Below are 25,531 nucleotides of genomic sequence, written 5' to 3' on the forward strand. Positions count from 1 at the left end.
TTTGTTCAATGAAAAGGCGATGGGGCAGCCATGTCCGAGCATATGAAATTGAAAGCCGAGTTGGACTTCCTGACCGCGATTGAGCGGGGAGAAGTTGTGACCCAGATGACGCTGAAACAACGTATTGGTGTTTCGGTGGGGTTGATCAATGCCTTGTTAAAGCGGGCAGTGAACAAGGGGTATGTAAAAGTTCGTCGGGCCCCTTACAAACGCTACGCGTATTACCTGACCCCACAAGGCTTTAGCGAAAAAAGCCGTTTGGTCGCTGCGTATCTTGAATCGTCGATTGATTTCCTGCGCCAGGCGCGCGCGCAATATACTGATGTTTTTGGTGGTGCTTTGAAGCAAGGTGGAAATCGCTTTGCTTTGGCGGGTGCGGGTGAATTGGCGGAAATCGCCATTCTGTCAACGCTGTGCCAAGATGTAAAAAGTCTTGTTGTTCTGGATCCTGCAACAGATCGCACTGAAATTTCTGGCGTACGGGTTGTTCGTGATCTGGTGGGGCAGGATATTGACGCAATCGTCGTGACCGATGCAACAAACCCGCAAGACATGTTTGAGAATTTGCGCCGGACCTATCCTGATGCCGTTATCTTGTGGCCTGCTTTGCTGCGTATTACGCCGGATCGGGATGAATTAATCCGGGCGTATGATGAGGGGCGTGCGGCATGACCAATTGGTTCGTCATTCAAACGCAACCCAATCAGGAATTTCGTGCAGAAACGCATCTGCGTCGTCAGGGCTATGATGTGTGGTTGCCGTGTATCAAAAAAATCCGCCGTCATGCGCGCCGGGTTGAGAATGTCCAACGCCCATTGTTTCCGGGTTATATGTTTGTACGCATGAATATCGACGAACAGCCGTGGCGGGCCATCAATGGTACATTCGGTGTGCGTAATATTTTGTGTCAGAACAATAAGCCACAAATTATTGAGCGCGGTTTTATCGATGCCTTGCGTGCGCGAACGGATGATGATGGGTGCACAATCCCTGTGGACGATGGGATGCGTGAAGGGGGCAATGTGCGTATTGCGCATGGCCCCTTTGAGGATTGCATTGGAACGATTTTGAAGATTGCGGACCGGGATCGCATCATGCTGATGCTGCAAATTCTGGGACGTGAAGTGCGCGCGATTGTTTCGCGGCACGAAGTGGTTTCGGCTGACGCGTAAATGCGCGAAGGCCGCTCTTAATGAATACAAGCCTTTGGGTGAATGCGATTCACCCAAACGGCGGTAGCGTGCAAAAATTTGATAAAAGGAGAAGGTTGATGGACATTAAAGATAAAAAAATTCTGGTGATTGGTGGAGCCGGTTTTATCGGATCTCACGTTGTTGCGGAATTGTTGAAAACCGATGTGGCTGAAGTTGTGATTTACGATAACTTCGCCCGCGGAAAATTAAGTAATATCGAAGAATATTTACAAGATCCGCGTTGCACATTGTATCCGAATGGCGGTGATATTCGTGATGTAGATGTTTTGGATCATGCGATGCAAGGCGTTCATGGCGTTGTTCATACGGCTGCCATGTGGCTGCTCCACTGCAAAGATTTTCCGCGTACGGCCTTTACGGTAAACATCGAGGGCACCTTCAACGTTTTGGAGGCGTGCGTGAAGAACAAGGTTGAACGTCTAGTCTATTCCTCTTCCGCGTCCGTATATGGTGATGCATTGCAAGTTCCGATGACAGAGGAGCATCCGTTCAATAACCGTAACTTCTACGGCGCGACAAAAATTTCTGGTGAGGCCATGTGTCATGCATTCCATGATCGTTATGGTCTTAGCTTCGTTGGTTTGCGTTATATGAACGTGTATGGCCCGCACCAGGATCAAACGGCGGCTTATACAGGCGTAATTCCAATTCTGTTAAACAAAATTGCCGCGAATGAGCAGCCGACAATCAATGGTGATGGAACGCAAGCCTATGACTTTGTGTCTGTTTATGACGTGGCGCGTTGCAATGTTCTGGCTTTGCAGTCCGATGCAACCGATCAGTTCTATAACGTGGGTACGGGTGTTCAAACTACGATTGGTGATCTGTGCAATCTGATTTTGGAAATGAAAGATTCGCCGTTGAAAATCCAATACAACCCGTACAGTGCTGATGATGCTCGTCGTATGGTGCAAAACCGTATTGGTTGCCCGAAAAAGGCGGCAAATGATCTTGGTTTTAACTACAACATTGAACTGCGTGAAGGTATTCAACGTCTGATCGATTGGCGCAAAGCCAACGGGGTGGATTAATTATCATGACTCAACAAAAACGGAACATTGCTATTTCTCTCCCCTTGACGGGAGAGGAAGAGTGGCAAGCTGCACGTGAGCCATTGATGAGTGGTTGGTTGACGCAAGGGCCAAAGGTTGCTGCCTTTGAAAAGGCTTTTGCTGAACGTCATCAGGTTAAACATGCTTTGGCGGTGACGTCCTGTACAACGGGGTTGCATCTGGCGTTGGCTGGCTTGGGGATTGGCCCGGGCGATGAGGTGATAGTTCCGGCCTTTACCTGGGTTGCAACGGCTAACGTTGTTTTGTATTGCAACGCGACACCCGTTTTTGTTGATGTTGATCCCAAAACATACAATTTGGACATTGCGCAGATCGCGTCGAAAGTAACCGAAAAAACCAAAGCTGTGATTGCAGTGCACCTCTTTGGCCGTTGTGTTGATATCGATGCATTGCGTGCCGCGTTGCCAGCGCGTGTAAAGATTGTTGAAGATGCGGCATGTGCTGCGGGTTCTGATTGGAAAGGGCGTCCGGCGGGAAGCCTGGGCGACGTTGGTGTGTTCTCCTTCCATCCGCGTAAATCCGTGACAACGGGTGAGGGGGGTATGGTTACGACCAATGATCCTGCGTTGGCTGAGGTCATGGATCAAATGCGAAACCACGGCGCTTCAATTTCAGAGGAGCAGCGTCATCGCGGACCCCGCCCATATTTGTTGCCGGACTTTAATTTACTCGGTTACAACTATCGTATGACTGATTTACAAGGTGCCGTTGGCCTTGTTCAGTTGTCTAAGCTGGATAAATTTATTGATGAGCGCGCGCGTTGGGCTGATTTCTATCACGATGCCTTGCGTGATATCCCGTGGTTGCGGACGCCAAATTCCGACAATTCATGCCGTCATGGCTGGCAAGCTTACGTTACTTACGTTGATGCAAAAACGGCTCCGCGCCCGCGCAATGATATCATGCAATATTTAATGGACGCCGGCATTGCTACAAGGCCTGGAACGCATGCTGTTCATATGCTGGGCTATTATCGCGATCGTTTCAATCTGAAGCCGGAGGACTTCCCTGGTGCGCAAGATTGTAACGACAACACGATGGCCATCCCGCTTCACAATCGAATGACGGAAGAAGATTACCATTACGTCGTTCAAGCATTGAAAGCGGTGGCGTAACCATGTGTGGTGTAGCGGGGCTTCTCTATCTCGATAAAACGCCGGTTTCCCCGGTGACCATTAAACGCATGACGGATATTATTTCGCATCGTGGTCCAGATGGAGAGGGACAGTGGGTGGAGGAAAATATTGGTCTCGGCCATCGCCGTTTGGCCATTATTGATCTTTCACCTGCCGGGCACCAACCAATGGTGTCTGTTGATCACCGCTATGTAATTTCGTTTAATGGCGAAATTTACAACTTTATGGAGTTGCGCGCCGAGCTTGAGGCTAAAGGCTATTGGTTTCGTTCGAAAACAGACACCGAAGTGCTTCTTTATGCCTATGCAGAGTGGGGTGTTAAGGCGCTGGAGCGCCTGAATGGTATGTTCGCCTTTGCATTGTGGGATCGCAAAGAGAAGACATTGCTTCTGGCGCGTGATCGTTTTGGTGTTAAGCCCATTTATTACGCGCGCCAGGGCAATATGCTGGCCTTTGGATCGGAACAGAAGGCCATTACAGCACATAAAGAATTTCAACGTCATTTGAATAAGCCCGCATTACTGGAATATTTTACATTCCAGAATATTTTCACCGATCAGACGTTGTTGCAGGACGTCAAAATTCTGCCCGCGGGTCACTACGCCATCGTTGATATGAAGAAAAAGAATCCCGAATTGCAATTGACGCAATACTGGGACTTTCACTTTAGTGAACCGGAAAACCCCGCTAGTGATGAAGAGTATCGAGAGGAATTGGATCGTCTCTTCCAGCAAGCCGTAAAACGTCAATTGATGACCGATGTTGAATTGGGCTGCTATCTCAGTGGTGGCATGGATTCCGGTTCAATCACAGCGATTGCTGCAAAGGAATACCCGTATATTAAAACATTTACCTGCGGGTTTGACTTAAATTCTGCATCTGGGATTGAGCTTGCGTATGATGAGCGAGCACGGGCTGAGTTTATGTCCTATAAATTTAAAACCGAACATTACGAAATGGTTTTAAAGGCTGGTGACATGGAGCGGTGTATGTCAAAACTGGCCTGGCATTTAGAAGAGCCGCGTGTTGGACAAAGCTATCCAAACTATTACGCAGCGCAACTGGCTTCAAAATTCGTAAAAGTCGTTCTAAGTGGTGCTGGCGGTGATGAGCTATTCGGTGGATATCCGTGGCGATATTATCGCGCTGTCGTTAATGACAATTTCATGGACTACACCGATAAATATTACATGTTTTGGCAACGTTTAATTCCTAACAGTCAGCTGAAGCAAGTTTTTGCGCCTGTCTGGAAGGATGTTGAGCATGTCTGGACGCGCGATATTTTTCGTGATGTTTTCAAAAATCATAAAAACGAATTGAAAACGCCGGAAGATTACATCAACCACTCTTTGTATTTCGAGGCGAAAACATTCCTCCACGGCCTCTTGGTTGTTGAGGATAAATTGTCGATGGCCCACTCTTTGGAGAGCAGGGTTCCATTTCTTGATAATGATCTTGTTGATTTTGCTATGCGTTGTCCAGTGCAGTTGAAGTTGAACAATCTTGCTGATGTTGTTCGGATTAACGAAAACGAAGCCGGTAATAAAACGGGCAAATACTTTGAAAAGACCAAAGATGGAAAGCAGATTGTTCGTGACGTAATGAAAAAATATATCCCTGACGACATTGCCAGCGCAGAAAAGCAAGGTTTTTCTGCACCTGACGCAAGTTGGTTTAAAGGAGAAAGTATTGATTTTGTTTGTAAGCGATTGTTGAACAATAAGGCGCCCATTTATGACATTCTCGATAAAGAGAGTATTCAGCAAATGTTGGATGAACATCTGACTGGGCGCCAAAATCGTCGCTTACTTGTTTGGTCGCTGTTGAACGTCGATGAGTGGCTTGAAAAGTCAGGTTTGCAAAGTTAAAAATTGGTGATTGAGATGAAAAAAGACCCGAACTTCATTATTGGTGGCACATCAGCAGGGGGAACCAGTTTTCTTGCTGCAGTATTAGTGCAGCATCCGGAAATATATTTGCCGAAGCAAATGCGTCCTGAACCTCACTTTTTTTATAAAAGTTGGGAGTATGAGAAGGGGTATGATTATTATATTGAGCGGTGGTTTTCCGATGTAAAAGAACATCACGTTGCAGTTGGTGAAAGATCTTCATCTTATATGTTTGGTGCAAAATCAGTTGCTGAGAAAGTGCATAAACTTTATCCGGATATGAAGTTTATTTTTACGCTTCGCAATCCGATTGAGCGAACTTGGGCCAATTATAGATACACGGTCTTGCAGGGATTAGAGGATTGCTCTTTTCAGGATGCTTTGGAACGAGAACAAGAAAGAGTCTCTGCTCAGCAGGGAATATGGGCAGAGATACAACCGCATAATTACACGGGGCGCGGCTTTTATGGCGCGCAGATCTCTGATTTTTATGAGTTCTTTCCGAAAGAGAATATTTTGCTTGTGAAGTCTGAAGCGCTTTCATCTGATACTCAGGGCGAACTTGGAAAAATATATAAATTCTTAAATTTAAAAAATTTGTCTTTCGTGCCTGAGCGCGCTCCTGATCATACGAGCGTCAATGTGCAGAATCCGTCCTTGCAAAAACAGCTACGAGAATATTTTTCGGATAGATTCGATAAAGTAATCGAAGCGTGCCGTAAAAATGAAGACATTGAAAGCTTTGCTAGCGATTCAAATGATGCTGACAATATTCGACGGCTTCAGGAAAATATGACTGGCAATAAAGCGGCGATGCCAAAGGAAAGTAGAGAATATTTGCAAAAATTATTTTCCGATGACATGGCTTTGCTTAAAAATCACGTTGATTTCGATATTTCGGACTGGGTGTGATTTATGGAGCAGGGGCGGGTTTTTTGGATTACTGGGTTATCTGGTTCCGGAAAAACAACATTGTGCTCTGCTTTGGTTGAGCACATTCGTAATGCTGGCGAAAGCATCATCATGTTCGATGGGGATGTTTTGCGTTACGTTTTTGGTATGACGGATGGATACAGCCGGGAGGAGCGGACTAAGGTTTCATTGCGCTATTCGCGTTTGGTTCATTCTATCGTTGCGCAAGGGGTTGACGTTGCTATCGCAACTATATCCATGTACGAGGACGTATATGCTTGGAACCGGGAGAATTTCGACCGGTATGTTGAAATTTATCTTGATGTCCCTATGGATGAATTGGTGCGGCGCGACCCTAAGGGAATATACCGCCGTGCTATCGCGGGTGATTTGAAGCATGTTGCTGGAATGGATCTTGTGGTTGATCGTCCCATCTCCCCACATATTCACTTAGAGTGGTCACCTAATAAAACTGTTCAAACTATGTTGTCTGAAATCGTAAATTATCTGGAGGTAAATAATGCTGAATAAAATGAAACATGGTGATTTTACTGGTCTTGCGCAGGATTATTCCGACTATAGACCGGATTATTCGCCGGCGGTTTTGCGTGCGATATTGTCTTCCGCTCAGGTTCCTGTGAATGAAATTGATTTTGTTGATGTTGGTGCCGGGACCGGAATTTGGACGCGCATGGTTTCGGCTGCTGGGGTTCGATCTTCTGTAGCTGTAGAGCCTAATGATGACATGCGCCACCAAGGTGAAAATCATACGGATAATGCAAATATAAAGTGGTTTAAAGGGGCTGGCGAAGAAACTGGCTTGCCGGATTCAAGTGCGGACATATTGTCCATGGCGTCATCGTTCCACTGGGTTGATTTTGATCGTGGTACGCAGGAATTTTGTCGGGTTTTGCGCCCTGGTGGTGTTTTTGTGGCTATTTGGAATCCGCGTTATATAGAATCTAATCCTTTGCTGGTGGAAATTGAGGCTCATCTTCAAACCTTGAAGGGTGAAACTATTACACGCGTTTCATCAGGGCGGTCTCCCTTCACTGAAGGGTTATTTGACAAGTTGCACGGGTGTGGCCGATTCTCTGATGTTTTGTATGTAGAGTCTCGTCATACAATACCGTTCTCAAAAGAGCGATATTTGGGTGCGTGGCGTTCCGTCAATGATTTGCGCGTGCAATTAGGGCCTGAAAAATTTCAGAACTTCTTGAGCTGGGTGGAAGACAAAATTTCAGACACTGATGTAATTGAAGCGGAATATTTGACCCGGGCATGGATTGCAAGAAAGCCGGTATAAAGATGAAACATTCTTACGCTACGCCGGTCTTGTCTACAAAATCAAAGACTCTAGAGTCGCTTTCTGGTCGCATTGCGACTGCAAGGATTTTGCCCTTGCACTACTTTACTGTGGAAGACTGGCGTAGTGGTAAGGCCGCTGTTTTGAAATCTATTCGTGGAATATTGGGCGATGTTCCTTATATTGTACGATCGAGTGCGGTGAATGAAGATTCCGCAACGCAGTCGATGGCCGGTCAGTTCGAATCTATATTGAATGTTTTCAATGATTCCGAACTTGATGAGGCTGTTGAAAAAGTTATTTCTTCATATGGTTCCGATGTGAATCTGCAAGATGAAATTCTTGTTCAGCCTATGCTCGATGATGTTAGATTCTCAGGCGTTGCGTTTTCGCATGACCCGTCGACTGGTGCGAAGTACAAGGTTATAAATTTTTCGATAGGTTCGGATACAGAAGCTGTTACCGCGGGTGCGAGTGAAACGGGATGTTACGTTGCCTCTGATCAGGCGGATAATATTGTTCCGTATTTGCGTCCTATTGTTTCAGTTCTTGATGAATTGAGCGGTATTTTTTCTGATCGGCCTTTGGATGTCGAATTTGCAGTTTGTGGGGATGATAGTACGGTTTATGTCCTGCAAGTTCGTCCTCTGATCATGAAGGTCGACTTATATAATTCATTAGAACATAAAGAGCTATTGGCGCGAATTGCGAAAAAGGTGCGTTCTGCTCAGCAGCCGCATCCTTATCTTCATGGTCACTCAACTGTTTTTGGCGTAATGCCTGATTGGAATCCGGCTGAGATCATTGGTATTCGCCCGCGTCCGCTGGCTCTAACTTTATATAAAAATCTTGTTACTGATTCTATATGGGCATATCAACGCCATAACTATGGCTATAGGAACTTGCGCAGTTTTCCTTTGTTAGTACATTTTGCTGGGCAGCCATATATTGATGTCCGCTTGTCCTTTAACTCGTTTATTCCTGCGGATATTGATGGATATCTTGCGGATCAGCTTGTTGATTATTACATCAATCGCCTTATCCAAGCGCCGACCCTTCACGACAAAGTTGAGTTTGAAATTGTTTTTTCATGCTATACGCTCGACCTTCCGGAAAGATTAAAAGTTTTGGATGCTGCGGGATTTAGCGACAAAGAACGCGGGATGATTGCTGAAAGTCTACGATCACTGACCAATAAGATTATAGACAAAGATGAGGGGCTGTGGCGTGTGGATGCCCAGAAAATAGAAGAGCTTGTTGTTCGCAGAGAAAAAATACTTTCTTCTAATCTTGATCATGTGTCTAAAATTTATTGGCTCTTGGAAGATTGTAAGCGATACGGCACGCTTCCATTTGCGGGACTGGCACGTGCAGGATTTGTTGCTGTTCAAATGCTTCGTTCTTTGGTGTCAGTTGGTGTCTTTAGCGAAGATGACTACAATTGCTTTATGAACGGGCTTAATACAGTTAGCAGCCAGTTTTCGAGAGATTTGTCCACGTTGGATAAAACCAGCTTTTTGTCCAGATATGGCCATTTGCGCCCTGGGACATATGACATCTTGTCTAAACGATATGATGAGTCGCCTGATGAGTATCTTGGTGGAACTGTCCACACTGGCCATGCAAATAGCAACAGAAAGACATTTTCTCTTACGCTAGATCAGATGAAAAGGGTGACTGATCTGTTAAAGGAACATGGCCTTTCCTGCGATGTTATGAGTCTATTTGATTTCATAAAGTCTGGCGTAGAGTTGCGGGAGTACTCAAAATTTATTTTTACGCGCAGTCTTTCGGATGCAATCTTGTTATTCCAAAGTTGGGGTAAGCAGTTTGGTTTCTCGGAAGATGATCTGTCTTATGCGGATATTGGCTGTGTCCAGGATTTGTATGCGAGTGCAGATGATCCAAGAGAGGTTCTTGCGCGGTCTATTCAGAAGGGTAGAGATGATTACGCCAAAACATGTCGCTTGTGGTTGCCGCCATTAATTACCAAACCTGACGATGTTTTCTCATTTTTCATGAGTGAGTCTGAACCCAATTTTATTACACAATCCAGTGTAATGGGCGCTGTTGTTGGTGCCGACGATATTAGCAAGCTTTCGGGGGCGATTGTTTTTATATCCAGTGCTGATCCCGGATATGATTGGCTCTTCTCTTATCCAATAGCGGGTCTAGTTACGGCGTACGGTGGTGTGAATAGCCACATGGCCATTCGTGCGAATGAGATGGGTATTCCGGCCGTTATCGGTGCAGGCGAAGTGCTATTTAAACGATGGGGTGCAGCGAATAAGATTCATATCGATTGTGCCGGTAAGAGCGTCAAGGTTATATCGTAATGAAGATTGTCGCTATCAGCCAAAGAGTTGATTTACATCCGGATCGCGATGAAAAAAGAGACGCGCTTGATTCGCGTTTGCCTGTTTGGGTCGCCGCAGCTGGTTTCCTGCCTGTCCCTGTTCCGAATGATCTTCTGGATATAGGAGATCACATTCTACAAAACTGGATAGACGACATTTCTCCCGAAGCAATAATATTAAGCGGGGGCAATGACATTGGCCAAGTGCCGCAACGTGATACAACGGAAAAGTGTCTCCTAAATTATGCCTTGTCTCGTCATCTTCCCGTTTTAGGAATTTGTCGGGGCATGCAGATGTTGAACACCTATGGTGGAGGTACGTTAAAGCCTGTTACAGGACATGTTGGGGCGCGCCATCATTTGGATGGTGATTTTAAAGGTAGAATTGTGAACAGTTTTCATACGTATTCGATTGATAATCTTTCGGATTCTTATCTTGTTCTGGCCCGGTCTGAAGATGGTGAAATTGAAGCTATCCGCCATCGTACCTTACCTTGGGATGGATGGATGTGGCATCCGGAGCGCGAGGTGGACTTTTTGTCTGCAATGGATATGAAACAATTTTCTTTTCTGGTGAATGATGGAAAGTGATTTAATGTCTGCTGCTCTTTCTGCAACAAAAGCGGGAGGAGAAAAAACCATGCAGTATTATAAATCTGGACTAGATGTCACGATAAAGAATGACGGATCGCCTGTTACACAAGCGGATCAAGAATCCCATAAGGTGATTTGTAAGATTCTTAATGAAACTGGTGTTCCTATTATTTCTGAAGAGGGAAAGGTGTGGGCGGATGTTCCGCCGCAATATTGGTTGGTAGACCCTCTTGATGGAACAAAAGATTTTATAGCGGCGAATGATGAGTTCACTATCAATATTGCACTTGTTAAAGAGGGGCATCCTGTTCTTGGTGTGATTTATGCCCCAGCTTTAGGTGAGATTTATTATGCATCAAAAAGTCAGTCTGCGTGGATGGAAATTGGAACAGAGAAGACGCAATTAACTGAGCGCTCTGCGCCAAAATCTTTAACCATGTTTTCTAGTCGTTTCCATGAGAGTGAAAAGTCAACTCTATTTGCTGAGCGTTACAACGTTAATTGTGTAGTACCAATGGGATCGGCTCTTAAATATGCGCGATTGGCTGCCGGTCAGGCCAACATATACCCTCGATTTGTTGGAACATCGGAATGGGATACCGCTGCAGGGCAGGCCATTTTAGAATGTTGTGGGGGTGGAATAATTGATCTTACTACGGGGCAACGTATGCTCTATGGCAAGAAAAATTGGCGAAATAATAATTTTATAGCATTTGGTGCTGAAAGTGATCCTGGTGATTTTATGGGAGAAATAGCATGAGAGGTATAATACTGGCTGCTGGACGTGGAAGCCGGATGAAAAATTTAACGGATGACGTCCCCAAGTGTCTTTTAAAAATTGAGGGGCGTCCTCTTATCGAGTGGCAAATTAATGCCATGCGCGAGGCTGGAATCGATGAGATCGGTATCGTGACAGGATACAAGCGTGAGGCGCTGTCCTCTTATGGGCTGGTTGAATTTCATAATGATAAGTGGCAGGAAACAAATATGGTTTCCTCTCTTTCTTGTGCTGATGAATGGCTAAAATCCTCTGCGTGCGTTGTAAGTTATTCCGACATTTTCTATGATTCTAGTGCCGTTTCTTCTCTGAAGGGCTCTCCGGCTGAGGTTGGAATAACGTTTGATCCAAATTGGCTTAATTTGTGGGCTAATCGCTTTGATGATCCCTTGTCTGATGCTGAAACTTTTAGAATTGATCGCGATAATACATTGTTGGAAATCGGTGGGCGAGCATCATCGGTTGACGAGATTCAGGGGCAGTATATGGGGCTTCTCCGCATAACGCCGAAGGGATGGGTGAAAATACAAGAGGTCCGATCAGGCTTGCCCGACCTCGAGCGAAACAAACTACAAATGACGCATCTCTTACAGAAATTGATAGCTGAGGACCGTTGCCAGATTTCGGCTATTCCGTATCTCGGTAAATGGGGTGAATTTGATAGTGCGGACGACATTGTGGCGTATGCGTCATGAGCGATAAATTTGCCACTATAAAATCCATCAATCTGAATAATCGTCAATCGTGGGAAGATCGGCTCTTCTTAACCTTTGATATAGATTGGGCATCGGATGACGTTTTAAATTATACAATTGATATTGTTGAACAACACGATGTTGCCGCTACATGGTTTGTAACGCACGATACACCAGTTTTGGAGCGCTTGCGCCAGAATAAAAAATTTGAGCTTGGGATCCATCCAAATTTTAATTTTTTGTTGAATGGTGATTTCAGGCTGGGTTCAAATTTTTCTGAAGTTATTGACCGTATGCTTGAGATCGTTCCTGAGGCTACATCTGTTCGTAGTCACTCAATGACGCAAAATTCAAATATTTTGGATGCGTTTTATAAAAGAGGCTTAACGCACGACTGTAATCATTTTGTTCCTGAACAAACTGATATGATTTTAATCCCTTGGTTGCTTTGGAATGATATTATAAAAGTGCCTTATTTTTGGGAAGATGATGTATTCTGTCTTTATTCTCAGAATACGCCGCTTCAAATTCTCTCCTTTAGGGAGGGAGTAAAGGTATTCAACTTTCATCCAATTCATGTTTTTCTGAACACTGAGAATCTTGATCGATATGAGGGATCAAGAGACCATCATCGTGATATTAATAAATTAAAATCGTATATTTTCGATGGGCATGGAACACAAAACAATCTTTTGGATTTATTCCATTTGGCTGAGCGTGGTGAATAAACCGTGGTAGATTTCCTCTCGACGAAATCAGGTTGTTCCATATACCCACTTATTGAAAGTGTGGCTGATCAGTTTCAGTCAGAAAATCAGCGCCAATTTTTTCGTCGCGTGTGGGCAAATGGAACAGAAAATTACAAAAGCCGTTTACATGCGTTGGGCTTCCAGGGGCTTAATAATGTTCTTGATGCAGGATCAGGGTTTGGTCAGTGGAGTTTTGCCTTGGCGGAGCTCAATGAAAACGTATGTGGCTTAGAGTTGGATCTGGATCGTGTGCGGGCTTGTTGCAATATTGCTGAGATAATCCAGTGCAAAAACATAAATTTTTTAACGGGCTCTGTTGAGAGTGGTCCGTTTGATGATGGTATGTTTGATGGGCTTTTTTCTTATAGCGTTATATATCTCACTGATTACAGGAAAACGCTTCTTGAGTTTTATAGGCTTCTCAAGCCAGGGGGGCTTTTGTACTTCAGCACGAATGGAATCGGATGGTACTTATATAATTTGATAGAAACCCATAACGATTCAAGTGATTACTCCAGTCGAAAAATGGCGGCAGATACTATAAAAAATAGCATCGATTATTACGCGACGGGTAGAGGCTCTATTGGAAGCTCTACGATCATGAACAGCAATATTGTGAGCGGTGAGCTTGAGGAAATCGGTTTTGATGTTTTGGAAATTGGTCCGGAGGGGTCGATTAATAATAAAATCCACAATGTGACACCGTTCTATCCTGCGACGAACTATGGATACGAGAACGTTTGGGAGGTTTTATGCAGGAAAAAAATATAAAGAAAATGAGAGTTGGCTTTGTTGGGCGAGGAACGTTGGGGCGAGATGTATTAAAGGGATTGATTGATAATGAAAATATTGAGATCCCTTTTGTAATCAATTGTCGTGTTACGCCTGAGGTTGGCGCAGGGCGCGATGTTTTCGAAAAAATGGCGCTCGACAACAATATTCCTTTTCATTTTTCTAATACGTTAAATGCGGATAAATGGATTTCCTACATTCGTGAGCAGAATGTAGATCTTGTCGTGGCGATGCTTTGGCTTGATACAATTGGCGAGGAGGTTATTTCTGGTGCACGATTGGGTTTTCTAAATCTTCACGGTGGAATGCTGCCTCGTTACAGGGGGAACGCGTGTTCAAATTGGGCGATTTTGAACAAAGAAGATCAGCAAGGACTTAGTGTGCATTTGATGGAAGCGGGGAAGCTGGATAGTGGTCCCGTAGTTCTTCAAGAAATTATCCCGATGACTGACCGTACAACAATTAAAGAGTTGATGGATCATATTGATAAAAGAGGCGCAGAGCTTGTTCTGCAGGCTGTCGGTATGATTGTTCGCGATGAATATACACTAACCTCACAGAATGAAGAGAAAGCACTAAGGTGCTATCCCAGGCTGCCGCGGGATGGGGAGATTAACTGGCATGATGCGGCCGAGAAAATTGAACGTTTGATACGTGCGGCAGGTGATCCATATCCGGGGGCGTATAGTTTTTATTCAGATGTGCGTGATGAGGGTAGGATAAAGAAGATGACGATATGCTCTGCTCATATCGAGGAGCATCCAACAGAATTTTGTGCGGTTCCTGGGCATGTTCTAAAAATTCAGGATGATTTAAAGCGAGCAGTCGTCTGTGGTGATATGAAGCTTTTGGTTCTAGATGAAATCCGTATTGATGGTATTAGCTCTGACCCCGTGTCTTCTTTTAGAACGGTTCGACAGCGAATGGGGCTTGATACTGAAATACTATTGAATGAGCTGTGGAAACTGAAGGAACGTTTAAATGCTTAAAAGAGTTGCTCGGCTTGTTTTCTTGGTGGGCTACAAAATTGCAGCGCCTTTCTTTCTGATTATAGCGTTTCCTTGGGCTCTTTATATTCGCTGGACGACCAAGGCAGATGTCAAAACGCCTCGTCTGGTCTGGGGGGCTACGCCAATCATTAATAATAGCTATTGGTCGCTTGCCATGCGTGCTGCGGGCTATGAATCTGAAACGTTTACTACTCAGTACTATGCTGCAATTAATGCGCGCGATAACTGGGATCGATTGTTAGATGAAGAATATCCTCATCTTCCGTATCCTTTTAGAATTTGTATAGCCTTTCTTGCGTCATTAAAGCGTTATGATGTATTTTTTATACCATTTCATGGATATTTTTTAGGAAATACACCTCTCTGGCGATTTGAATATTATCTTTTTAAACTGGCTAGAAAAAAAGTTGTTGTGCTTTCTTACGGTGCGGACTTCTTTGTGTATAGACGCATTCGCTCGATCCCTCTTATCCATGGTCTGCTTATGTCGTATCCGGGTGCGGCAAAGCGTCAGGGAATTATTGCTAAGCATGTCGATTATTGGGCCACACATGCGGATGCTGTCATACCGGGATGGCTTGGTACTGATGGTCTGGGGCGTTGGGATGCATTGACACCATCTGCACTATGCCTAGATTTAAATCAGTGGACGCCATCTGCTAGAAAAAGCCAGGCTGATGGAAACGGTGATACTGTCTATATTGCGCATGCTCCTAATCACAGAGGGTTTAAAGGTACAGAATTTATTGTTGATACTATCCAGAGATTAAAGAACGAAGGGCTTAAGGTTGAGCTTGTTTTGTTAGAGAAAAAACAAAACTACGAAGTTCGAGAGATTTTAAAGGAAAAAGTAGATATTTTGATCGAACAGGTTATTAACACGGGACATGGTTTAAATGGTCTTGAGGGGTTGGCGTCAGGTTTGCCAACAATATCAAACCTGGAAGATGAAGATTATACAGTTTATATGCGGCGGTGGTCTTTCTTCTCTGAGTGCCCTTTGGTTTCTGCGTGTCCGGAGAATTTAGCGGATGTTTTGCGTAAACTTATAATGCGTCCAGAGCTTAGACATCAGCTTGGAACAGCTGGATACCAGTATATCGAGAAATATCATGGGTACGATTCTGCTCAATACTTGTTTTCAAATATTATTGATTACGTCTATGGCCGGAAAGAAAGTCTTATAAACATGTACCACCCATTATTGGGTGAGTATAAAAAAGAGCAGCCCAAAATTATACATCCCTTGGTGAACAATAAAATTGTTGATTGATGCTGTTTCGTAACCTGGCAAAAGATACGGCAATCTATGGTGGGGCTGACCTTATTAGTAAGGTTATTGCGTTCTTTACCTTTCCACTTATTGCAGCGGCATTGTCACCGCGCTCCTTTGGCTCCTTGGAACTCATCGTTACGATTGTTGGGCTTTTGGGGCTATTCGTGAATTGCGGTCTTAATAATGCGATGCACCGATTTTATTGGGATAGTAATACAAGTTTGGAGCAACGGCCGGTCATCGTTTCGACGGCGCTTACATTGTTATTGTGTTTTTCTGCAGTATTTATGAGCATAATACTGTTTATTATGCCCATAACGGCACGGGTTTTGGGACATTTTCAGCTGCCCGTCACTTTTTATGGGATTGTTGCGGCTACATTCTTGCTGATTACAACGCAGTCTACGCAGTTTATCCAAGATATTATCAGGTTGCACTTCAAGCCGATTAATTTCCTTATATATACTCTGCTTGGGCGCGTTCTCGTCGCGCTATCTGCGGTCTTCGCGGTGCTTTATTTCCATGCGGGTGTTGACGGGATATTGATTGCCCAGGCCGCTGTCGGAATCATGGTCTTTCCCGTTGGTCTCTACCTTGTCCGCAAGGACATAACAGCGAATGTCAGTCTTGAATGGGCCAAAACGCTGGTACGTTTCGGCCACCCATTCATATATGCGGGGCTTGCATACTGGTTGTTTGGCTCTATGGATCGCTGGATGTTGGCGAGTATGTCCTCTGTTGAGGAGGTCGGGATATATTCCGTATCTTATCGTTTTGCAACAATTGTCTTGTTTGCGTCAGCGGCCTTTGGTCAGGCATGGAGTCCACAGGCAATCAAGATTAAGTCGGATCATCCGGAGATATATCGTTCAATATACTCCAACACACTTCTCTTTCTTCTTTATTTTATGTTGATTGTTGGAGGCGGGGTTGCCCTGTTTTCTGGTGAAATTATCTCTTTGTTGATGCCGGAAGAATATCTGCAAAGTGCTTTGCCCTTGGCTATTCTTTGCTTTGGTATAGTTTTGCAGGCAACTCAACAAATCACTGCAATTGGAATATCCTTGGAAAAGAAAACTGGCGTTCTCATGCAAATGGCTTGGCTGGCGGCCGGTGTAAACTTGATTGGAAATTGGCTGATGATTCCGCATTTGGGTGCTGTCGGTGCGGCATGGGCAACACTCATTGCATACGCTGTTCTAACAATTGGGTACTTTGTGCGATCTCAAAATCTGCATCCTATCCCTGTGAATTGGTTTAGACTGGGAGGGATATTATTCCTTGGTTGTTGTGTTCTGGTGGTGTCTCTGATTTTCCAAGTAAGCGAGATTAATATGTTGAACGTCGGAGAAAAATTATTTTTTGCGGCGATTTGTATTGTTCTTGGATGGTTGTTGTTACCCCTAAAAGAGATAAAAAATGTCGGTAAAGCCTAACGTTTTCATTACAGGTGCCAATGGTCTTGTTGGTCGTGTTCTTGTCGCAAGACTAAGTGAATATTGTAATGTGCATGCTGCAGTTCGTACAATACCTCAGATTCGTAAAGAGGGGGTTCAGTATCACCTTATTGATTTTGCCAAAGATTGGGACGACGGTGTTCTGCCTCCTGACTTGGATATTGTTTTTCATTTGGCCCAATCTGAAAATTTCAGGGATTTTCCTAATCAGGCAATCGATATTTTTAAGGTAAATATCGATTCAACTGCGCGGTTATTGGATTTTGCACAGAAAACGAATGTTAAGCGATTTGTGTATGCTTCATCAGGTGGGGTATATGGAGCAGGAAACCACGCGTTTCACGAAAACTCTCCGATAACGTCGCATGGAAAACTGGGCTACTATCTGGGGAGTAAGCTATGTAGTGAGGTTCTTGTCGAGAATTACTCTCCATATATGCTTGTAAATATTGCCAGGTTTTTCTTTGTTTATGGCGCAGAACAGAAACGCTCCATGCTTATTCCCCGTTTGGTCGATAGTGTAAAAGAGGGACGGCCGATACAATTACAGGGAAAAGATGGGATATTTATTAATCCTATTCATGTGTCTGATGCGGTTCGTGCTTTAGAAAAAATGACTGGGCTAAACGAAAGTGCAACTTTTAATATCGCTGGATCTGAGATTGTTTCTTTGCGAGAAATTGCAGATCTTGTCGGTGCTATGATCAATAAAACGCCTGTTTATCAAATGGTGGATGGTGAAAGTCAGAATATTATTGCAAATATAGAACTGATGAAATCTGATCTTTGTATCCCCTCTGTTTCTCTTTCTAATGGCCTGAAAGACATTATTTAATGCGCGAGCCAAAAAAGATAAAAATTTTACATTGCCCAACAATGGTCGGTGGGAATCCTCAGGGACTGTCTAAGGCAGAAAAATCTATGGGCCTGGATAGCAGCTCACTGGTGCTACAAAAGACATTTTATTCATACGCTGCCGACAGAGTGCTGTTTGATAATAACTGTAGTTTTATTGAACGTGAATTTTTGCGTTGGGTAGAGATTTTTTGTGTATTAAAAAAAAATGATGTCATTCACTATAATTTCGGTCAGTCATTAGCTCCGAATATCATTCCTAATATAAGAAGCGACCAAAAACCTTGGAAAGTTTGGCTTTATAATAATCTCTATGCACGTTGGGTTGAATTTTTAGATCTCAAACTGGCGCGGCTGTTGGGTAAAGTTGTAACGGTGACTTATCAGGGTGATGATGCGCGTCAGGGTGATTATTGCAAACAACATTATCCCGTTCATTTCTGTCATGACGTAGATGAAACGTACTACTCTTTGAAAACGGACATTGAAAAAAGGCGGCGTATTAAAATTTTTGATAGGTATGCCAATTTTATTTATGCGGTAAATCCCGATTTATTAAATGTTTTGCCAGAGCGCGCACGTTTCATCCCGTATGCCAGCGTGGACCCTCGGGACTGGTCTCCTGTTCCAATTCAGAGCACCAGCGAAGATTCGCTCTTGCATATTGTTCATGCCCCTAGTCATCGAGATGTAAAGGGAACCAAATATGTTTTGCAGGCATTTGATCGCCTGCAAAAAGAGGGGATAAAATTCCGCTACACTCTCGTTGAAGGTCTTTCCAACCAGGACGCGCGCAAGGTTTATGAAACAGCCGACTTGCTAATTGATCAACTTTTAGCCGGATATTATGGTGCTTTGGCTGTTGAGCTGATGGCTTTAGGAAAGCCTGTAATTTGCTATATGCGCGATTCTGACTTGCTGAATATGCCCGATGATATGCGACAAGAAATTCCGATTATTAAAGCAGATCCAGCAACGATTTATGATGTGTTAAAAGAAATTATAGCATCACGCCGATCAGAGCTTCAATCTATTGGTGTGCGGGGGAGACGTTATGTCGAAAAATGGCATGATCCTCAAAAAATTGCAGAGATTATGCGAGCAGATGTGATGACTGTTTTCTCCAAAAGGGGCGTGAAATAAGATGTGTGGTATTTCGGGCTTTATTGCTTCTAATACTTTGCCGATTGATAATCTGCGAGACGCAACAAATATTATCCGTCACCGCGGCCCCGATGATGAGGGCTTCGTGTTTTTTTCAGATAAATCAGATGTGCCTTTGGTTTTATCTGGCCCAGATACGCCAGTGCCTGTTGCTGAAAAAACGCCCGCGTGGTTCCCGCAAGAACAATACATTGAAAATAAAGCCGCTGCTCGCGTTGGCTTTGGTCACCGCCGTTTGTCCATTCTGGATCTTTCTCCACTAGGTCATCAGCCCATGAGTTATAGTAATGGGCGATATTGGATTACATACAATGGGGAAGTTTATAATTATTTGGAAATTCGGACTGAACTGCAAGCGCTAGGGCATGAATTTGTATCCCGGACGGATACGGAAGTCATTTTGGCCGCGTATGCACAATGGGGTAAAGAGTGTCTCAGTAAATTTAATGGGATGTGGTCATTTGCGATTTTTGATCGTGATGATAATAAAATTTTTCTTGCACGTGACCGCTTTGGTGTAAAGCCGCTTTATTACTGGTTGTCACCAAAAAACGATTTTTATTTTGGATCAGAAATTAAGCAATTTACGGCTCTGCCTGATTGGGATGCGGTTGTAAATAAACAACGCGCATATGATTTTCTTGTTTGGGGTATAACAGATCATACAGATGAGACATTGTTTCAGGGGGTGTTTCATATCCGTCCGGGGCATTATGCAGAAATAAAAGCTTCTGATGCTGTTCCTCATGTAAGTGGACGAATTAATACCGTTAAGTGGTATGAAATTTCCAAAACCAAATTTTCTGTGCCTATGGCGCAGGCGGCAGAAGAATTTCATAGCTTGTTAAAGCAATCTGTAGGGGTGCGTCTCCGTTCCGATGTCGCGGTTGGGTCGTGTCTGTCAGGTGGATTGGATTCATCATCAATTGTTTGTTTGATGCAAAATATACTGCAGGAAAACGGTGCGAATAATGCGCAAAAAACTTTTTCTGCTTTGTCCGATGTTGAAAAATTTAATGAGCAAAGGTGGATTGAGGCTGTGGTTAATCATGCGCAAACGGAAGCGCATTACACGCACCCCAAGATGGATGATTTGTTCGATATTTCACGTTCTATAACCTGGCATCAGGATGAGCCATTTGGGTCCACGAGTATTTTCGCACAATGGAATGTATTTAAATTGGCTGCGGAAGAAGATGTACGCGTCATGCTAGACGGGCAGGGGGCTGACGAGCAACTTTTTGGTTACCATGGTGCCATGGGCGTACGTTTTGGAGCATTGTTCCGCAGTATGCGTTGGGTGCAGTTATTGCGTGAGTTTGTGAAGGTTCATAATATACATGGATATTCATATAGAACGCTGATTGCGCAATTCGCCGCTTCTGTGTTGCCGCAACCAATGCAGTCTATATTAAGAAAAATGTTGGGAAAAACAACGTCTGTTCCTGATTGGATCGATTGGAATGTTTTGTCTGCGATGAGGGTGTCGCCGTTTAAGGGGGCAGAAAAGTCAGTTTACGATTATTGTTATGCTCAGATGACATCGACAAATTTGCAAATGTTGTTGCATTGGGAAGATCGCGATTCAATGGCGCATTCGATTGAATCACGTGTTCCTTTCCTGGACTATCGTGTTGTTGAGTTTTCGATGGGTATTCCAGATGATTACAAGACCTGTAATGGAGTAACGAAACGGATTCTTCGCGCCGGTATGAGTGGCACTATACCGAATGAAATCCGTGATCGTATGGATAAAATTGGATTTGCAACGCCAGAAGAAGTCTGGGTGCGTGAAGCTGCTCCTGATTTGTTCCGTCAAAAAATGAAAGAAGCGATAGAGAGCTCACAGGGAATTTTGAATTCAAACTGCATGAATATACTGGAAGATGTTATTGCGGGGCGCAAGCCATTCAGCTTTGTGATTTGGCGTATGATTAATTTTGGCGAATGGATGAAATTGTTTTCTGTTCGTGTGGCGAGGTAGAGTGAAAATTTGTACAATCGTGGGGGCGCGCCCCCAGTTTATCAAGGCGGCCGTTGTGTCGCGGGCCCTCGCAAATGTTCCTTCTTGCGTTGAAATTATCATTCATACAGGGCAGCATTATGATCCTAATATGTCTGATATTTTCTTTGATGAAATGGAGATTCCAAAGCCTGCCTATAATCTGGGCGTAGGAGGCGGTACGCATGGTCAAAATACGGGGCGGATGATTGAGGGAATCGAGGCGATTTTCCTGAAGGAACAGCCTGACTTCGTGCTTGTTTATGGCGATACGGACTCGACGTTGGCGGGCGCATTGGCGGCGGTGAAGCTGCATATTCCTGTTGCGCATGTCGAAGCTGGGCTGCGTTCATTTAATCGAAAAATGCCAGAAGAGATTAATCGTGTTTTAACAGACCATGCGTCTGATATCTTGTTTGTCCCTACAAAAACGGCCAAGAAGAATTTGCTGGATGAGGGTATATCGGGCGAACATGTGCAGATTGTAGGGGATGTTATGTTGGATGCTGCACGGTTTTATGGAAGAAAAGCTGAGGAGGAGAGTAATATTCTTAAGCGTCATTCTCTGCATAAAAGCGGCTATATTCTGGCAACAATTCATCGTGCGGAAAATACAAACGATGGGGATCGTATGCGATCTATCTTTAAAGGTTTTTCCGCGTGTAATGATGAAATAATTTTACCAATTCATCCGAGGACGCAAAAAATGATTTCCAATCTTGGTTTGGCTGTTCCAGGCAATGTTCGTGTTATTGATCCGGTGGGCTATTTGGATATGGTGGCTTTAGAAAAAAATGCGATGTTGATTGCAACCGACAGTGGAGGGGTTCAAAAAGAAGCTTATTTCCATGAAGTTCCTTGCATTACATTGCGTGATGAAACGGAATGGGTTGAGCTTGTTGATGCGGGGGCGAATATTTTAGTCGGTGCGGATTCAGAAAAAATAAGCGTCGCATTAAGTTCCAAACATTGTGGTGACGATGTGTTTTCTGGCGAATTGTACGGTGATGGCGATGCGGCAGGGAAGATTGTTTCATATTTATCTGCAGGGCTGTAGTCGTGAGTATTCGGAAAAAGATACTGGTCGCTTGTCTTGCTGATCCCAGTGGCAATCCCCGGCCTGGGCGGGTGATTTCTTTGTGCAAAAATATGGGGCACAACGTGGATGTGGCCAGCTTCGCACTGAGAAATAATATGGATATTGACGCGCATTATGCGTTTCATTTTCCATCACAGAAAATTGTGAGCCGAGTATGCTGGAAAATTATTCGCATGTGGTCGGCTCTGTTGCCATTTGAGGCCATATCTGAATTTTTGAATGATCGCCGGTGGGGATTTGCTGGCGTTAAAGACGCGCTTTTGCAGAATAAGTATGATGCAATTGTTGTGCATGATGCGTGGCTGTTGCCTTTTGTTTTTAAAATTAAAGGCAATGCGAAAGTTGTTTTTGATGCGCGTGAATATTATCCCGGTGAGATGGAGGGGAATCTCCTGTGGCGTATTATTGACCGACCGGAAAAGGTGCGTGTCTGTCGTAAATATATGCCTTTGTGTGATCGGATTATGACTGTTTCACCTGGGATTGTTAAGCGTTACAAAGATGATTTGGGCGTTACATCGAATCTTGTTCGTAGTACGCCGCAATTTTATGATGCGTCTCCGCGTGATGTTCAGAATAATATTGTTCGCATGGTTCACCATGGCGGGGCAAATCGTGATAGAAAGCTGGAAAACATGATCGATATGTTTTCCATGCTGGACGATCGGTTTACGTTGGATTTTTATTTAACGGGAAGCCCGTTATATAAGAAAGAGTTGCAAAAACGTGCGGCGGGACAAGACCGTATTCGTTTTCTGGATCCCGTTCCATTTAATCAAATTCTGCCCATGTTGCAGAATTATGATATTGGTCTCTATCTTCTTGAGCCGACTGGCTTCAATACTGAATACTCTCTGCCGAATAAGTTTTTTGAATTTATTCAAGCACGCCTTATGCTTGCGATTGGCCCATCACCTGATATGGCTTCGCTGTTGGGGGAGTATGATTGCGGAATTGTTGCGGATGATTTTAACCCCAAAACAATGGCGTGGGCGCTGAATGCTTTAACGCCGGAGGTCATTATGCAGAAGAAAATGGCATCTGACCGGGCCGCCCGAGATCTTTGTTTTGAAGAAGAAAGTAAGAAAATCGTTTCGATCCTCAACGAAATTGGGATTAACTAGCCGCTTCAAGGTAAGCAAAAACCCCCGCCAGATTGGCGGGGGTTTTGTTTTGGGAGATTACGCCCCGGCCAGCGCCTCGTTCAAATCTTCAATAATATCCTCAACGCTCTCAATGCCGATGGACAGGCGGACCACTTCGGGCCCAACCCCGGCGGATTTTTGTTGCTCTGGGCTCATTTGGGCGTGGGTGGTGGAGGCGGGGTGGATGATCAGGCTGCGGGTGTCGCCGATGTTGGCGAGGTGGCTGAACAGTTTGACGGATTGAACGGCTTTGCCGGCATCTACGCCATCTTTCACCGCGAAGGTGAAGACGGAACCGCCCCAGCCATTGCGCAGGTATTTTTTTGCGAGCGCATTGTATGGGCTGGAGGGAAGGGCGGAGTGGTTGACCTTGGCCACCTTGGCGTGGTTTGCCAAAAATTCGGCGACCTTGATGGCGTTGGTGCAATGGCGTTCCATGCGCATGGACAGCGTTTCGATGCCGTTCATGGTGATCCATGCGTTCATCGGTTGCTGGTTCATTCCTAAATCGCGCAGGCCCACGGCGTGGTTGTGAATGGCCACGGGCATGGTCGGGAATTGTTTGGCGAAGATAATCCCGTTATAGCCTTTGTCTGGTTGGGTGAGAGCCGGGAATTTATCGGCATGTTTCATCCAATCAAACTTCCCGCCATCAACCACGCAACCGCCCATGGCGTTGCCTTGGCCGTTCAGGAATTTGGTCGTGGAATGCACGACGATGGATGCGCCATATTCGAACGGGCGGCACAGATACGGTGTGGCGATAGTGTTGTCGACGATCAGGGGAATCCCCGCTTGATCGGCAATCTTGGCGATGGCTTCCAGATCGACGATAACGCCTTCCGGGTTGGATAATGTCTCAACGAAAATCGCGCGCGTGCGGTCGGTGATGGCCGCGCGGAAATTATCCGGGTTGGTCGGGTCAACGAAGTTGGTTTTCCATCCGAAGGAGCGGCTGAAGCTCAAACCCAACTGGTTGGCGGTGCCGCCATAGAGTTTTTTGGATGCAACAATTTCATCCCCCGCATTCATCAATGTGAACAGGATGAGCAGGTGGCCAGACAGGCCGGATGCGGTGCAGGTAGCACCCGTGCCGCCTTCCAACGCGGCGATTCGTTCTTCCAGTGCCGCAACAGTCGGGTTGGTCAGGCGGGAATAGGAATAGCCCATTTCGCGCAGTTGAAAGATATCGGCGGCCTGTTTCGCGTCTTTAAAGACGAAGGCGGCGGATTGGTGAATCGGCAGAGTCCGGGCGCCCGTGGTCGGATCCGGGGCAGCGCCGGCATGGACGGAGAGGGTCTCAAAGCCCTGTTGGGCGGCGGTTTGGTCTTTCATTGTGGTGCTTCCCATTGTTTTTCCCCTTATTTCAATCGTTTTTGCGAGGGTATTATAATACCCTTTTTATAAGGGGTTGTTTTTAAACGTATTTTTCCAAAACCTTGTCACTTTTTTGTGTTGACTTGGGTTCTGGAATGTTTCATAACCGCACAGCTTTAAAGGCAACACGGCCACTGGCGGGCATTGTCCCCCGCCATGGACTAGAAAACAAGGTTGAAAGTGATGAAGACATATTCTGCAAAACCCAGTGATATCCAGAAGAAATGGGTCATTGTTGACGCCGAGGGCGTTGTTCTGGGCCGTCTGGCCTGTGTTATTGCCGACCACCTGCGCGGCAAGCACAAAACCACCTACACCCCGCACATGGATGATGGCGACAACGTGATCGTTATCAACGCGGAAAAGGTGAAAATTACCGGTAAGAAAAAAGAACAAGACATTTTCTACTGGCACACCGGCTATCCGGGCGGGATCAAAGGCCGCACCAAGGGCGAAATCCTGGAAGGCAAATACCCGGGCCGCGTTATCGAGAAGGCTGTTGAGCGCATGATGCCGGAAGGCCCGCTGACCAACCATCTGATGACCAACCTGCGTATTTATGCCGGGACGGAACATCCGCATGCCGCACAAAATCCGGAAGTTCTGGATGTTGCCGCCATGAACCCGAAAAACAAACGCAAATAATCGTCAC

24 protein-coding genes are annotated in these 25,531 nt (G+C 45.0%); 23 read left to right on the plus strand and 1 reads right to left on the minus strand.

All coding sequences use genetic code 11. The features are described from left to right. Nucleotides 1–30: 30 nt before the first annotated feature. From MICA_RS04715 to MICA_RS04820, 22 genes are all read left to right on the plus strand, one after another. Nucleotides 31–672: a helix-turn-helix domain-containing protein gene (locus tag MICA_RS04715; protein WP_014102557.1), complete on the plus strand. Its 642-nt coding sequence runs from the start codon at nt 31–33 to the stop codon at nt 670–672. After that, nucleotides 669–1,172, plus strand: coding sequence for a transcription termination/antitermination protein NusG (gene nusG, locus MICA_RS04720; protein WP_014102558.1), 504 nt, complete (start codon nt 669–671; stop codon nt 1,170–1,172). The genes MICA_RS04715 and nusG overlap by 4 nt, the downstream gene beginning before the upstream one ends. A 98-nt stretch (nt 1,173–1,270) precedes the next feature. Next, entirely contained in the window at nt 1,271–2,245 is a 975-nt protein-coding gene (locus MICA_RS04725; protein WP_014102559.1) for an NAD-dependent epimerase/dehydratase family protein, read from the plus strand. A gap of 5 nt (nt 2,246–2,250) precedes the next feature. Then, nucleotides 2,251–3,402, plus strand: coding sequence for a DegT/DnrJ/EryC1/StrS family aminotransferase (locus MICA_RS04730; protein WP_041793808.1), 1,152 nt, complete (start codon nt 2,251–2,253; stop codon nt 3,400–3,402). A gap of 2 nt (nt 3,403–3,404) precedes the next feature. Next, on the plus strand, nt 3,405–5,291 hold the full coding sequence (gene asnB, locus MICA_RS04735) for an asparagine synthase (glutamine-hydrolyzing) (RefSeq protein ID WP_014102561.1): 1,887 nt from the start codon (nt 3,405–3,407) through the stop codon (nt 5,289–5,291). A 15-nt stretch (nt 5,292–5,306) separates the two neighbouring features. After that, nucleotides 5,307–6,224, plus strand: coding sequence for a sulfotransferase family protein (locus tag MICA_RS04740; RefSeq protein ID WP_148260523.1), 918 nt, complete (start codon nt 5,307–5,309; stop codon nt 6,222–6,224). A gap of 3 nt (nt 6,225–6,227) precedes the next feature. Further along, nucleotides 6,228–6,755, plus strand: coding sequence for an adenylyl-sulfate kinase (locus MICA_RS04745; protein WP_014102563.1), 528 nt, complete (start codon nt 6,228–6,230; stop codon nt 6,753–6,755). After that, nucleotides 6,745–7,530, plus strand: a complete 786-nt coding sequence (locus MICA_RS04750) for a class I SAM-dependent methyltransferase (RefSeq protein ID WP_014102564.1) — start codon at nt 6,745–6,747, stop codon at nt 7,528–7,530. The genes MICA_RS04745 and MICA_RS04750 overlap by 11 nt, the downstream gene beginning before the upstream one ends. Before the next feature lie 2 nt (nt 7,531–7,532). Further along, nucleotides 7,533–9,866, plus strand: a complete 2,334-nt coding sequence (locus MICA_RS04755; protein WP_014102565.1) for a PEP/pyruvate-binding domain-containing protein — start codon at nt 7,533–7,535, stop codon at nt 9,864–9,866. After that, nucleotides 9,866–10,477 (plus strand): gamma-glutamyl-gamma-aminobutyrate hydrolase family protein, encoded by a 612-nt coding sequence (locus MICA_RS04760; protein WP_041793812.1) that lies wholly within the window; start codon nt 9,866–9,868, stop codon nt 10,475–10,477. The genes MICA_RS04755 and MICA_RS04760 overlap by 1 nt, the downstream gene beginning before the upstream one ends. Continuing rightward, nucleotides 10,464–11,240, plus strand: coding sequence for a 3'(2'),5'-bisphosphate nucleotidase CysQ (gene cysQ, locus MICA_RS04765; RefSeq protein WP_049782096.1), 777 nt, complete (start codon nt 10,464–10,466; stop codon nt 11,238–11,240). The genes MICA_RS04760 and cysQ overlap by 14 nt, the downstream gene beginning before the upstream one ends. Continuing rightward, nucleotides 11,237–11,953 carry a phosphocholine cytidylyltransferase family protein gene (locus MICA_RS04770; RefSeq protein ID WP_041793813.1) on the plus strand — a complete coding sequence of 239 codons (717 nt, stop codon included), beginning with the start codon at nt 11,237–11,239 and terminating at the stop codon, nt 11,951–11,953. Before cysQ ends, MICA_RS04770 begins: the two co-directional genes overlap by 4 nt. Further along, entirely contained in the window at nt 11,950–12,681 is a 732-nt protein-coding gene (locus MICA_RS04775) for a polysaccharide deacetylase WbmS family protein (RefSeq protein ID WP_014102569.1), read from the plus strand. Before MICA_RS04770 ends, MICA_RS04775 begins: the two co-directional genes overlap by 4 nt. Nucleotides 12,682–12,684: 3 nt before the next feature. Continuing rightward, a complete protein-coding gene (locus MICA_RS04780) occupies nt 12,685–13,473 on the plus strand; it encodes a class I SAM-dependent methyltransferase (protein ID WP_081463064.1) in 789 nt (262 codons plus the stop codon). Beyond that, complete coding sequence (locus MICA_RS11850; RefSeq protein WP_049782097.1) at nt 13,455–14,483, plus strand: methionyl-tRNA formyltransferase; 1,029 nt, start codon at nt 13,455–13,457, stop codon at nt 14,481–14,483. The genes MICA_RS04780 and MICA_RS11850 overlap by 19 nt, the downstream gene beginning before the upstream one ends. Further along, nucleotides 14,476–15,777, plus strand: coding sequence for a glycosyltransferase family protein (locus MICA_RS04790; RefSeq protein WP_014102572.1), 1,302 nt, complete (start codon nt 14,476–14,478; stop codon nt 15,775–15,777). Before MICA_RS11850 ends, MICA_RS04790 begins: the two co-directional genes overlap by 8 nt. Continuing rightward, nucleotides 15,777–17,216 carry a flippase gene (locus MICA_RS04795; RefSeq protein ID WP_014102573.1) on the plus strand — a complete coding sequence of 480 codons (1,440 nt, stop codon included), beginning with the start codon at nt 15,777–15,779 and terminating at the stop codon, nt 17,214–17,216. Before MICA_RS04790 ends, MICA_RS04795 begins: the two co-directional genes overlap by 1 nt. Continuing rightward, a complete protein-coding gene (locus tag MICA_RS04800; RefSeq protein ID WP_014102574.1) occupies nt 17,200–18,072 on the plus strand; it encodes an NAD-dependent epimerase/dehydratase family protein in 873 nt (290 codons plus the stop codon). Before MICA_RS04795 ends, MICA_RS04800 begins: the two co-directional genes overlap by 17 nt. Next, nucleotides 18,072–19,235, plus strand: a complete 1,164-nt coding sequence (locus MICA_RS04805; protein WP_014102575.1) for a glycosyltransferase family protein — start codon at nt 18,072–18,074, stop codon at nt 19,233–19,235. Before MICA_RS04800 ends, MICA_RS04805 begins: the two co-directional genes overlap by 1 nt. Before the next feature lies 1 nt (nt 19,236). After that, nucleotides 19,237–21,240: an asparagine synthase (glutamine-hydrolyzing) gene (asnB, locus tag MICA_RS04810; protein WP_014102576.1), complete on the plus strand. Its 2,004-nt coding sequence runs from the start codon at nt 19,237–19,239 to the stop codon at nt 21,238–21,240. 1 nt (nt 21,241) lies between these two features. Next, the gene (wecB, locus tag MICA_RS04815) at nt 21,242–22,315 is read left to right on the plus strand and encodes a non-hydrolyzing UDP-N-acetylglucosamine 2-epimerase (protein ID WP_014102577.1); all 1,074 of its coding nucleotides are present in this window, start codon (nt 21,242–21,244) and stop codon (nt 22,313–22,315) included. A 2-nt stretch (nt 22,316–22,317) separates the two neighbouring features. After that, the gene (locus MICA_RS04820) at nt 22,318–23,481 is read left to right on the plus strand and encodes a glycosyltransferase family protein (protein ID WP_236619970.1); all 1,164 of its coding nucleotides are present in this window, start codon (nt 22,318–22,320) and stop codon (nt 23,479–23,481) included. Nucleotides 23,482–23,538: 57 nt separating this feature from the next. Here MICA_RS04820 and MICA_RS04825 read toward each other — a convergent pair whose 3' ends face one another. Next, the gene (locus tag MICA_RS04825) at nt 23,539–24,852 is read right to left on the minus strand and encodes an O-acetylhomoserine aminocarboxypropyltransferase/cysteine synthase family protein (protein WP_014102579.1); all 1,314 of its coding nucleotides are present in this window, start codon (nt 24,850–24,852) and stop codon (nt 23,539–23,541) included. A gap of 210 nt (nt 24,853–25,062) precedes the next feature. Between MICA_RS04825 and rplM the strand changes: the two genes are divergently transcribed. Then, complete coding sequence (gene rplM / locus MICA_RS04830) at nt 25,063–25,524, plus strand: 50S ribosomal protein L13 (RefSeq protein ID WP_014102580.1); 462 nt, start codon at nt 25,063–25,065, stop codon at nt 25,522–25,524. Nucleotides 25,525–25,531 lie beyond the last annotated feature (7 nt).

Origin of the sequence: Micavibrio aeruginosavorus ARL-13 (assembly GCF_000226315.1) — a bacterium.
Classification (GTDB): domain Bacteria; phylum Pseudomonadota; class Alphaproteobacteria; order Micavibrionales; family Micavibrionaceae; genus Micavibrio; species Micavibrio aeruginosavorus_B.